The organism is Shewanella sp. SP1S1-7, from assembly GCF_031932105.1.
Classification (GTDB): domain Bacteria; phylum Pseudomonadota; class Gammaproteobacteria; order Enterobacterales; family Shewanellaceae; genus Shewanella; species Shewanella baltica.
In genome coordinates this window covers 33,053-46,372 of sequence record NZ_JAUOEU010000001.1, presented here as the reverse complement: position 1 = coordinate 46,372, position 13,320 = coordinate 33,053, and the positions used below count along the sequence as shown (strand labels likewise).

Below are 13,320 nucleotides of genomic sequence, written 5' to 3'. Positions count from 1 at the left end.
GGAAGTGATGCAGAAGTGAAACGACTGATACGCCCTACTTTCGTTCCGACTCTAGTACCGATTTGGCAGCGTTGGTTAGCAAGGCGTTTGCCACCGAGTCCTGAAATCACCTTAAGCCATCGCAGCATTTTTATTTTGCCGAGCGGTTTTGGCTTAGTTTGGCTCGGGTTGGTTTTACTCTTATATCTATTTGGCACTAACTATCAAAATAACTTAGTCATTGGCCTTAGCATCTTACTATTAAGCCTGTTTAATACCTGTATTCTCTACAGTTACAAAAATCTGGCCGGTCTACATTTACGCGCCATGACGCCGCCCGAAGTCTATGCGGGCGAAACCTTAACCTTTCCGGTCCTCATTAGCACCCATCACAATGGCCATAATATTCAGCTTAACTATCCGCATAATCACACTTATACAGTGCAGAACGTCGGTACAGATGAACAGCAAGCGCTCGTGCCCTTCGAATATCATCAGCGGGGCCAAGTGTCACCGGGTCGGCTCAAAATTGAATCCTTCTATCCCTTAGGGCTTTGCCGCGCATGGTCCCATGTGGATTTGGCCATTCGTCACTTAGTCTTTGCCCAGCCGATTGAAGCGCCGCTGCAACTTGAGGCTGATCATACTCAGTCTGAGCAAGATCCTCTGCTACTGGCGGGTAAACATGTGTCGGGTATCGATGAGTTTAAAGGCCTTAAACCCCATGTGCTCGGCGAATCCCTTAAGCAAGTGGCGTGGAAGCAGTGGGCACAAGGTCGCGGTATGTTGAGTAAAGAGTTTCAGCAGCCCCAAGGCGATCCCGTTTGGTTAAGACTCAGACCCGATGCTAAACGGCTCGAAACCCAGTTGAGTCAATTAAGCTGGCAAATCAATAGACTCACGCAACTCGAGCAATATTTTGGCCTACATCTGCAAACACCCATGGGCGAGGATATATTGATCGCGCCCTCTATCGGTCATAACCATAGAATCGCCTGCCATAAGGCCCTTGCCTTGTATCCACAGCTAGCACCGTCAGCCGTTAATTCGTCATCAGCAGCGGCAAAGCACTCAAATAAAACGGCTAAAACCACCAGCAAGCAGCGTCATATCCCGACCTCGAGGGAACAGGTATGACATTAACGGCCAGCAGCACGACACCGCAAATTGGCGATAACATCAGCCGTCAGACTTTATTTTGGTTATTGATCACCAATATCGCCGTACTGAGCCCGCTATTTGATAAGACCACGCCTTGGACCTTAGGCATTTGCGCAATTTGTTTGCTGTGGCGTGTGGGGATTTATGTCGGCAAAGTGGCAAAGCCGCCGCGTTTTTTGGTGACCAGTCTTGCGATCGGCGCCGCAACCACACTGGCACTCGTTTCAAAGGAAATAGGCTTACTCAATGCGCTAGTGAATCTGCTGCTGCTAGGTTACGCCTTAAAATACATTGAAATGCGTAACCAAAGGGATGTGCGCGTTGTCGTCCTCGCTGGCTATTTTATTATCGCGCTGACCTTTATTGATCACCAATCCTTACTCAATACCGCGCATTTACTCGTGGTGACTTTGATCAACACCTGCGTGCTCGTGACACTGTATCAAGATAAACACTCCCTAAAACACACGGCGTGGCTCGGTAGTAAATTTTTACTCCAGAGTTTGCCCCTCGCGCTGCTGTTGTTTTTAGTGTTACCGCGTTTTGCGCCGCTCTGGTTAGTGCCCAACATGAAAGAAGCGCAAACGGGCTTGTCCGATAGTCTGGCCATTGGTGATATCGGCAAGCTCACCCGTTCGACCGAACTGGCCTTTAGGGCGAGTTTTACCAATGCAGCGCCCATTAATGCTGAGTTATATTGGCGCGCGCTGGTGATGGAAAACTATGACGGTATGACTTGGCGTCAGGAGGAAGGCATTAAAAAGCTGCAAAAAGATGCGCTGCTGTTTCCGCCATCACGGCCAAGCCCCGCTTTGATGCTTAATAGTCCAGCTTTGATGGTCACCAGTCCTGACGCTATGAACAATATCCCTGATTTAATGACCAATGATCCTGATTTAACAAAGAACCCCGCTTCGATAAGTAGCGAAGATCAAGATGCTGCAAAACAAGACAAGCAAAACAACAAGCCGAGTATTCGTTACCAAGTGATTGCTGAGCCGAGCCACCAGCCGTGGTTATTTGGCCTTGATGTCGCCTACAGCCAAGATGATAGTGTGGTCAATATGCCCGACTATCGGCTGTTAGCGCTGCGCAATGTCGATCAGCGAATGAGTTATCAAGTAGAGTCTTGGCCCAAGGCGAAGATGGATCTCAGGCTCTCGGCGCGGCAAAGGCAGATTAACATCGAACTTCCGAGTAACAGTAATCCACGAACTTGGGCGCTGGCCGAGCAATTCAAGACTCAATATCCCGAGCCTAAGCCACGACTGTGGGCCATGATGCGCCACTTTAATACCGAGCCTTTTTTCTACACACTCACGCCACCTCCCCTTGGACCGCAACAAGTGGATGATTTTCTATTTGAAAACAAAGCCGGATTTTGTGTGCACTATGCCGCAGCCTTCATTGTTATGGCGCGGGCCACAGGCTTACCCGCACGTATGGTTACGGGTTATCAGGGCGGTGAGTTGAATCCGCAAGCGGGTTACTACAGCGTGTATCAATATATGGCCCACGCATGGGCTGAGGTTTGGCTCGAAGGTGAAGGTTGGGTGCGTTTCGACCCGACTGCTATGGTGGCGCCCGATCGAATCGAACAAGGATTCGACGCCCAGTTTGATCCCGCGCTGAGTTACCTGCAGGAAAGCCCTTTTAGTAGCTTACGCTTTAAATCCATGCCTTGGCTCAATGAGTTAAGGCAACGTTTTGCCAGCATAGATTATTACTGGAGCGTGTGGGTTCTGGGTTTCAATCAAGATAGACAAAATCAAGTGCTCAGCGGCATTTTAGGTGATGTGACAAACACTAAAATCGCGGTATTTATGGGGCTATGTATCAGCCTTATCGTGCTCTATATCGCCTACAGTGCGGGGCTATTACATTTTAGCACTCAGGGCGATCCTATCAGCGCTCGCTATCAACAGGTCTGCAATCGCCTCGCCCGCCATGGTATTAAGCGTAATGACAGTGATGGGCCAAACCAATTTGCGCAGCAGATTATCGGGCAATACCAACACAGAGCACCACAGCTTTGTGCGCTAATGCACACCTTGACCCAAAGTTATGTGGCGCTGAAGTATCAAGATTTACCGGCTGATGACTATCAAGCGCATTTAACAAAATTTAAAGCGGCGGCGAAGCAACTGAATTGGTTATTGCTCAGGGCAAAGGTGAAAAAGAAGTTCACGCTAGCCTAGCATTGGTAAGCTGAGCATTAGCCGGCCAAGTTTCATCGGTTTAAGGCTAAGTAAACGCCTAAAATTGCGAGTTAATTCCACAGAACCAGCAATAGTGTTGAATCTTATAAATCAAACACATAGAATTGTTTTACTGTCACCATGCCGAGTTGCACATGCTAAAGTTAATCCAGTCCAATCAGATGGAAGTGCTCTGCGCCCATTTAGCCGCTTACCTGACCCAGCCCCTTGCTTTTGCACGTCTACTGAGTAACGAGCATATTTTGGTGCAGAGTCCCGGCATGTCGACTTGGCTGCGCCTCGAAATCGCCAAACAAAATGGGATTGCCGCCGCATTGGAATTCCCGCTGCCGTCGAGCTTTACCTGGCAGTTGTGCCATGACTTATTACCCGATGTGCCCAAAGACAACGCCTTCACTAAGGCGGCGATGACCTGGAAGCTGATGCAACTCTTACCGCGCATGTTGCAAAATGACGCTTTTGGGCCATTGAGACACTATCTAAGTCATCAGCAATCCAGCACAAATGCCGCCGACACGAGTGAACAGCACAACACCCGTGATATGACGGCTGACGATATTAAGCTGTACCAACTCTGTGGTCGGATTGCCGATATCTTCGACCAATACTTAGTGTATCGCCCCGATTGGATTTTAGCCTGGGAGCAAAACGAGCACCCCGACTCACTCACCAAACCGCTGAATGAAGACCAACGCTGGCAACCCATTTTATGGCGCGCGCTGATTGCCTTTAACCGTGATGAGCTTAATCAAAGCCATTACCACAGGGCCAATCTGCACAGCGACTTAATTGCCGCGCTGAATAATCCCGACACGTCACTCGCCAAATTACCGCAACGCCTATTTGTGTTTGGCATTTCCTCGATGGCGCCGCAAACCCTAGAGGTGCTTTACCATCTGGCAGGCCGTATCGATGTGATCGTGCTGGGCTTAAGTCCGTGTCAGCACTATTGGGGTGACATTGTTGATCCCCGTAATCGTGCCCGCATGGCGGTGCAATATGCAGGTAAACGCCAATTAGCCGAACTGTGGGAAGATAAACTCGAAGTGGGTAATCCGCTGCTTGCCAATAACGGCAAGATGGGCCGAGAATTACTCGATATGCTGCTTGAGCTCCCCGCCGAACACTGCGACTTTGGCGACGATGTGTATTGTGAGCCCTGCGACGATCCCAACTCGCCACACAGTCATGCCAGCATGCTCAACGGGGTGCAATACGATATTTTAGAGATGCAAACCTTAGACAGAGTACTAGGGCCTGATGCCGAGCTGTATCAGAATGTCGAGAACAGACGCCTGCTTAAGCGTGACGATGAATCCATTCGAGTCAAGAGTTGTCACAGCCCACTGCGGGAAGTCGAAACCCTGCACGATCACTTGCTTGAGTTACTCAGCAACCATGCCGACCTGACACCCAAAGACATAGTGGTGATGATGCCCGATGTCGCCGCTTACGCGCCCTATATCGATGCCGTCTTCTCGGCGAAGCAAGGCCTGCATTACATTCCCTACGCCATTGCCGACCGCGGCGCGGCGCAGGAATCACCGCTCATCAATAGCTTTTTGAATTTACTTGGGATTAATCAAAGTCGTTTTGGTCTGACCGACATTTTAAGCATACTCGAAGTACCCGCCATTTTGCGCCGTTTCCAGCTCGATGACGATGAATTGCAACTCATCCGCCGCTGGTTAGATGAAGCGGGCGTGCGCTGGGGCCGCGATGAACAAAGCCGCCTTAAGCAAGGTGTGCCAGCGTTTGAGCAAAACTCCTGGGCCTTTGGTATTAAAAGGCTGATTTTAGGCTACGCCTTGAGTGACGATGCGCCGCTGTACCAAGACCATCTGATCGTGACTGGCATCGAAGGCCAATCGGCGCAGGCGTTAGGTAAGTTACTCAATTTTATTGAAGTACTCGATGAAACGGCAAAAATACTCGCCTTACCGCAAGTGGGCGCCCTGCGTTTGGCTGAATTAACTGAGTTGCTGGATGCCTTCTACGACACAGATGAAGACGAGCGCGAACAATTGCAGGAAATCCGCGATGCCATTGCCGCCCTAGAGCAAGAGTTACTGTCGGCGGGCAAGCCATTAGATTCAAACTCGTTAGATACAAGTATGTTCGAGACGCTAGCCCAACAGAGCATAAGCGGACTGAACCTCAGTATCGAAGTGCTGCAGCAATGGTTTAATCAACGCTTAACCGAATCTCGGGTCGGCCAGCGTTATCTTGCGGGAAGCGTGAACTTTTGTACCTTGATGCCGATGCGCTCGATCCCCTTTAAGGTCGTGTGTTTACTCGGCATGAACGATGGGGTGTATCCTAGGGTTCAACATCCCGTCGGCTTTGATTTAATGGCGCATTTCGGTGCCCGTAAAGGCGATCGCTCCCGCCGTCTCGATGACAGATATTTGTTTTTAGAAGCCTTATTGTCGGCGCGTGAGCAACTGTATATCAGCTATATCGGTCGCAGCGAACGGGATAACTCTGAGCGTATCGCCTCTATGCTCGTCTCTGAACTGATTGAATATTGTCAGCTGTGCTATTTGCCTGAAACGCTATTGGCTCAATCGCAGAAAGTTTCAAGCCCCATAGACCCAGAGGATGCTGAAAAAGCACTCTATAACGCGATTGTCAGCCACCAGCCGCTGCAACCCTTCGATCCTAAGTTGTATCAAGCCGCAGTAAAAAGTGATGACGAGAATAGCTCAAACATAGGCCAAAGTTACAGCCAGCAATGGTGTCCGCCCAATGCGGCAGCGGCAGGCACACATGCTGGCCGCTTTATCGGCGCGCAAACTCGCATCATGCTCGAAGCGGATGAGCAAGACTCTATGCCAGATACAGAGGCACAGCCCGCTTCTGTTCGCGAACAACAGCAAAGCAAGCAAGTGGATGTGTCTGCCCTGATCCGTTTCTTTCGAAATCCGGCGCAGTACTTCTTCAACCGAACGCTTAAAGTCGATCTTAGCCTTAATATTCAGGCCGATGATAATGACGAGCCCTTTAGCTTGAATGCCCTAGAGCGCTATATGTTACAGGCCCAGTTACTCGACGATGCCATAGGCCAAGGCCTAACTGAGCCCGATATCGAGCTGATTAAACGCCTCAAAGCCAGCGGTAGTTTGCCGATGCAGCCCTTCGATGATTTGCTGCTACGCCAATATCAGCACGATATTAAACCTTTGATTGGTAGAACCTTGTTCCTCAAGGGAGAACAAGCCAGCAGCCATGCGGATATTAAACTCCTGTTTGATTTGCCCATCACGGCGGGTAAATCCCAGCAAGTGTTACTGCAAGGCCGTATCGATGACTTAAGCCCTAAGGGATTAGTGAATTACCGTCCCGGTAGCGCCCACGGCCGCGATGTGCTGAGATTATACCTTCGCCACCTGTGTTTAATGGCAATGGGCCACACACATGCAAGCTATCTTCTCGACATGGGGCATTTCCACGCCTTAGCGCCAATCACTGCTGAGCGCGCCCATGCGTTACTGGCAGATTTGCTGGTGCTGTTTTATCAAGGTCAGCAATACCCACTGTGTTTTATGCCGCGCACCTCACTGGCCTACGTCAGCTGCGAAGGTGAGCACGATGAGCGTTTGCAGCAAGCGTTACCTGAATGGCTGGATGAGCAGAGTCAATTGGGTGAAGGGAACGAGCCCCATTACCAACGCTTATTCAGTTTTCCGCGGGATTTCTCTGAGAATAGCTTTGGCGCATTAGCCGAGCGCATCTATCGCCCTATGGTGAGTTTATATCTCAAAGATACGCTGGCTCAGCTTGAGGAATTTGCGCTGAACGATGGCATGACCCAAGGCCAAACACCCGATGTACAAGCGACTGACACACGAGCGACTGCAGCACATTTGAACCGCAATAGCGCACAGGGAGAGCAAGCATGAGTGAACCGATGCAGTTAAACGCAGCAGCGTTACATTCAGTGGCGCAGGCGCTTGATCCACTCACATTGCCCTTTGGCGGTAGTCGTCTGATTGAGGCCAGCGCTGGCACAGGTAAAACCTACACCATTTCAGGTCTTTACTTACGCTTATTGCTTGGTGATGGCATTCCTGCGCCGCTCACCTGCGAACAAATTCTCGTGGTTACCTTCACCAATGCGGCCACCGAAGAGTTAAGGGATCGTATTCGTCGCCGTATTCAAGTCGCCTTTAAGTGCTTCTTAGGACTAACGATTACCGACCCCTTTGTGCAGGCATTGTATGACAACACCCCAGAGAGTGATCGCGCCATTGCCCTGCGGCGGTTCGATCTCGCCCTTAAATCCCTCGACGAAGCGGCGATTTTTACCATCCACGGTTTCTGTCAGCGAATTTTATCGGATCTCGCCTTTGAGTCTTCCTTACTGTTCGAATCGGACTTTACCTTGGACGACAGCGAATTTTTGCACCATGCCGTGCGGGATTTTTGGCGTGAGGCCTGTTATCCGCTGCCCGATTACTTAGCGCAAATCATTGCCAAGGAATTTGGCGAGCCCGATGGTTTAGTCAAACAGTTGCGGCCGCTCCTTGGCGCCAGTCAAGCAAAGCCTCTGAAACCCGCGCTTAAGTTTGATGCCTTGGCCCTATCACTGCGCCAAAGTTTAGAGCGCTTTAAATTAGCTTGGCCACGGGAACGCGATGGCTTATTGGCATTGCTACACGGTTTGCCGCTGAACGGCACCCGCTTTGGCAAAGCAACGGATAAATACCCCAAGCTCGCCGCCATGTTCGATGCGTTGGATAACTGGCTCGCCTTCGGTCATGGGTTGCCGCCACTGAAAGAATTAGAAGCCTTATCGCTGTCTGAGTTAAAACTCAACAAGGGCGGCGTGATCCCAAGCGTGAGCGAAGCGCCGCTGATGGATCATATGGAGCAACTTGCCACATTGATTGCCGCCATTAAACCGGCGTTTTTGTATAGTGCGAAACTTGGTATAAGCGAGCGATTTGCCCAGCAAAAACAGCAAAAAAACGTGCTGACCCCAGATGATTTACTCACGACATTAGCAAGCGCGCTACATGCCAATAATGAAACCTTGCCCAAAGCCGTGGCGACACGTTTCCCCGTCGCGCTTATTGATGAATTCCAAGATACCGATCCGCTGCAATTTGCGATCTTCTCTGGCATCTACCAAGGCCGCTACTCGTTTGAAAAGCAAGGTGTAGACACTACCGAAAATAAGCTCAGTCTGTTGATGATAGGCGATCCTAAGCAAGCCATTTATGCCTTTCGCGGCGCCGATATCCATACCTATATTGAGGCCCGTCATCATACCCAGGCCCACTATCATCTGGATACCAACTACCGCTCAAGCGCAAACATGGTCGCTGGGGTTAACCATCTCTTTAGCCAGCATAATGATCCGTTTATCAGTCAGTCGATCCCCTTTGATAGCGTGAAAACGCCCAGCAGTGCCAAGGGGAAAACCCTCACTGAAAAAACCGGCAATCCAGCTGCCTTAAGATTAAGACTCTTAAGCGAAAGCGCAGAAAACGGCCTCAACAAAACCACCGCCAGACACTTGCTCGCCGAAGATGCCGCGGCGGAGATCACCCGTTTACTCACTGATGCAACCAATGGCGAATGCCACAGCCCGAAGGGGCCTTTAATCGCTAAAGACATCGCCATCTTAGTGCGGGATCGCAACGAGGCGGCGGTGATGAAAACCGCACTGAGTAAACGCCACATAGGCGCAGTGTTTTTAAGTCGCGACAGTGTATTCGATACCCTTGAAGCGCGGGAAATGGCGTTAATTTTACGATCTTTGGCGAATCCTAAGGATGAACGGGCACTGCGCAGCGCCCTAGCCACGGCATTATTGGGCTATAGCGCCGAGCAAATTCATGCATTTAACCAAGATGAAGAGCACAGACAGCTGTTATTAGAGCAGTTTTTTAACTTGCACCAAGTGTGGCAAAAACGCGGCATCATGCCCGCGCTACTCAGCCTTGCTAATAGCACTAAGCTGATTGACCGTTTACTGCACTCCGCTAGTACGCAAACCGATGCACAGGAGCAAGATGCCACCAACGGCGAGCGCCGTTTGACGGATTTTCGCCACCTTGCTGAGCTATTACAGCAAAAGGCCACCGAGCTTGATGGTATTAGCGCCCTGCTCAATTGGTATGAACAACAACTGATTGATAACACAGGCACCGATGAACAGCAGCTGCGCCTTGAAAGCGAGCAGAATCTAGTGCAGATCGTTACTATCCATAAGAGTAAGGGCCTTGAGTATCCCGTGTGTTTTGTGCCCTTTGTCAGCCTAGCCCGCGACAATCGCCGCCGCCCGACGCCTATGCTGTACCACAGAACCAACGATGCAGGTGAGCAAGAACTCGTATGGGATATCGAAGGCACGGATGAAGGTTGGGAGCGCGCCAAGCAAGAAACCTTGGCCGAAGACTTGCGCCTGTTATATGTGGCGCTCACTCGCCCTGTGTATTTGTGTTATTTGTATATCGCCAATCACAGTCGTCAGCTTAAAAATGGCCTTAAAAGTCAGCTGCATGAAACCGCCATCGGCTATCTATTGGGCATTGACGACTCAGAATGTGACTTTGCCCGTATCTGCAATGCTGCGCAGCAGCTCGCACAAGATGTGGAAGCCATAAGTATTGATAAGGTGCCCGATGACATAGACGAGCGGCCATTGCCCTCAAGCCAAGACGTAGCACACATACTGAGCGCGAAAACCTTAACCCGCCAATACTGCACGCCGTGGCGAGTCGGCAGTTATTCAGGCCTAGTTAAAAATACCAGCCATGGCAAAGCCGCTCCGGGTGCCGATGATGAAGCATTAGGTACGCTTGAATATATGGCTGCGCAAACACTCTCTATTCATAATGAGCCAAGCCATGAGCTGCAGGATGGCATGCTCAATCGCTTTAATTTTGAGCGCGGCGCTAACGCCGGTAGTTTTATGCATTTAGTGCTAGAAGAGATTGATTTTACGCAGGCAGACAGAGACTTACCGCTGCAACTGCCTAAAGCCATGCTGAAATTCGGTATCGCGCCCGAGTGGCAAACGGTATTGCACACTTGGTATCTGGATGTACTGCATGCGCCGCTTGGGCTAATGCCATCTACAGTGCCATCAACAATAGTGCCAACGACAATGCCTTCAACATCGGCCTTAGAGAATCATTCCAAGACACCCAAACCTGAGCATCCTGATTTGTGCTTAGCCAAGTTATCGCCACAGGATACCTTAGTCGAAATGGAGTTTTATTTACCCTTAAGCGAACTTAAGGATACTGAGCTCAATGCGCTACTGCAGCAGTTTGGCTATGAGTCGACACTTAAGTTTGATGATCTCAAGGGCATGCTCAAGGGCTTTATCGATTTAACCTTTGAATACCAAGGAAAATATTATATCGCCGACTATAAGTCGAATCATTTAGGCGACAACATCAATGCCTATCATCAGAGCGCGTTGCAAAGTGCCATAACCGATCATAGGTACGATTTGCAGTACATCCTCTACTCATTGGCGCTACACAGGTATTTGAGTTTACGCCTGCCGAGTTATGACTACGACAGCCATATCGGCGGTTGTTATTACTTGTTCTTACGGGGAATGTCGGCTCAGTATCCCGGCTACGGTGTTTATTACGACAAGCCGCCGAAGGCACTTATTCTCGCGCTGGATTCACTATTTAATGATAATTTATTTCACAGCAGATTAGCTGGTGCAATCGATACAGGAGTCACGGCATGATGCGCTCAACCCAAGGGCTAAAGGCACATTCACTCACAGCCGCGAAATGGATAGATCATGGCGCAATTCAGCTTAGCGCGCCGCTGCCAGAGCTGTTGAAACAGTGGGAGAAAGAACGACTGCTCACACCGCTCGATCGACATTTCGCACTCGAGATGAGCCACTTGCATCCAAGTGACAGCCAACATCCTTTGTTTATTTTGCTGTGTGCGCTATTAAGCCAGCAATTATCTTCACAGCACAGTTGCCTAGTGCTCGCCCATATCGTGCCGCTTAATCCTATGGCCGAGCAAAATAGCCATTGTAAAATCAGCTTAAGCCTAGAAGCGCTCACAGAGACTTTACAAAGCTTTGATGCCGTTGGCCAAGCGGGCAGTAACAAACCACTTATTTTTGATAATGGCAGACTCTATTTGCAGCGTTATCATCAATTTGAAACCTCAGTGGCCGCTTCTTTAATCCGCTTGTCAGACAGCGTATCTAAACACTCTGAAGACGTAAGCCACCAAGAGCAAACTCAAACCGCTAAATTGAGGTCACTGTTAGATCAACTGTTCCCTGCCAATGTGAGCGAACCCCATTCACTCACTCGCAATGCAATCACTACCAATGTAATCACTAAAAGTGAAGGCACACAAAGCGCAGCGACCATTGATTGGCAAAAGGTAGCCACGGCCACAGCGCTGGGTAAAAAATTGTCGGTGATCACTGGCGGCCCAGGCACAGGTAAAACCACCACTGTGACTAAGCTTTTGTTATTGTTACAAATGGAATCACAACAGGAAATCCGTTTAGTCGCACCCACGGGAAAAGCCGCGGCTCGATTAAGCGAATCGATCAAAGCCTCGAAAGCGCGTCTGGCAAAGGAACTCAGCGCCCATGCTAATGTTATTGATGACGATCACAATAGAAATCGCCAAGACTTTTTAACGGCACTGGGGCGCATTCCAGAGGAGGCATCAACCTTACACAGACTGCTCGGGGTGATCCCCAATTCGCCGCACTTTCGCCACCATCAAGGTAATCCGCTTAGGCTCGACTTATTGATTGTCGACGAAGCCTCTATGGTCGATTTGCCCATGATGTATAAATTGCTCAGCGCCTTGCCCGAGCACGCCAGTTTGATTTTACTCGGCGATCAAGACCAACTCGCCTCGGTTGAAGCCGGCGCTGTGCTCGCCGATATTTGTGCTGGCCTAAAAATGTCAGTAGATCCCAATAACCTTGCACAAAACAACATAGCATCTAACAATCCTGCTCTGTGGCAAATGCGCTATTCCAAGGAGCAAGCCGAGCGCCTAAGTGCATTAACGGGTTTTGAGTTAACGCCCTATATCAACGATGCTCCTAAACTTGGCGATAGTTTGTGTATGCTGATGCACAGCCACAGATTTAAAGGCGATGCGGGGATTGGACTGCTTGCTAGCGCCGTCAATCGCGCGGATCTTCAAGGCATACTGCAGGTATGGCAACAAGGACCTGCTGAATTGAGCTGGTTAGAACACAGTATGGTCATAAGCCAAACCCAAGCCAAAGTAAGCGAGCCTGCTAATAATGTGGGACTCAATTTACTGCTAGAGCAAGCCTGCCAGCAATATGGCGCTTATCTCAGAGCCTTGAACAACCATGCAAGTAACAATGATGTAAGTAATAGTGATCTAGGCACACGTCCAAGCACGGCTGACATCATAGATAGCTTTAACCAGTACCGCATTTTATGCGCCATGCGCTCGGGCGATTATGGGGTCGAAGGCATCAATCAGTATGTGACTCAAGCACTAGCCAATGCCAAGCTGATTAAACCGCTGCAGGAGTTTTATCTGGGTCGGCCGATTATCATCCAAAGCAATGACTATAACTTAGGCCTGTTTAACGGTGATATCGGATTGATTTTGCAGGATGAAGATAAACCTGAACGTTTAATGGCGCACTTCATCAAGGCCGATGGCAGCCTGTTAAAAGTCTTGCCAGCCCGTTTGCCCAGCCATGAAACCTGTTACGCCATGACAGTACACAAAAGCCAAGGCAGCGAATTTAGCCGTGTGGCTTTAGTGCTGCCACCGAGCCCCAGCTTAGCCCAATGGCAACTGCTGACTAAAGAGTTGGTTTACACCGCCATCACCCGCGCTAAAGTGCACTTTACCTGCTTAGGTACCCAGCACGTATTCGAGCGGGCCAGTAGCCAAGCCACTCAACGCGCATCGGGTCTTGCCGACAGGCTTTGGGGTTAAGTTAGGTTCG

General features: G+C 49.9%; 5 protein-coding genes. All 5 read left to right on the top strand.

Features of this window, described 5'->3' with window-relative positions:
* Positions 1-15 precede the first annotated feature (15 nt).
* The 5 genes from Q4Q49_RS00145 (at position 16) to recD (ending at position 13,310) form a co-directional block, all read left to right on the top strand.
* Positions 16-1,116, top strand: coding sequence for a DUF58 domain-containing protein (locus Q4Q49_RS00145; RefSeq protein WP_311998337.1), 1,101 nt, complete (start codon positions 16-18; stop codon positions 1,114-1,116).
* Positions 1,113-3,338 (top strand): transglutaminaseTgpA domain-containing protein, encoded by a 2,226-nt coding sequence (locus tag Q4Q49_RS00140; protein WP_311998336.1) that lies wholly within the window; start codon positions 1,113-1,115, stop codon positions 3,336-3,338. Before Q4Q49_RS00145 ends, Q4Q49_RS00140 begins: the two co-directional genes overlap by 4 nt.
* Positions 3,339-3,493: 155 nt before the next feature.
* Entirely contained in the window at positions 3,494-7,261 is a 3,768-nt protein-coding gene (gene recC / locus Q4Q49_RS00135) for an exodeoxyribonuclease V subunit gamma (protein ID WP_311998335.1), read from the top strand.
* Positions 7,258-11,079: an exodeoxyribonuclease V subunit beta gene (gene recB, locus Q4Q49_RS00130; protein WP_311998334.1), complete on the top strand. Its 3,822-nt coding sequence runs from the start codon at positions 7,258-7,260 to the stop codon at positions 11,077-11,079. Before recC ends, recB begins: the two co-directional genes overlap by 4 nt.
* A complete protein-coding gene (gene recD / locus Q4Q49_RS00125) occupies positions 11,076-13,310 on the top strand; it encodes an exodeoxyribonuclease V subunit alpha (protein ID WP_311998333.1) in 2,235 nt (744 codons plus the stop codon). The genes recB and recD overlap by 4 nt, the downstream gene beginning before the upstream one ends.
* Positions 13,311-13,320 lie beyond the last annotated feature (10 nt).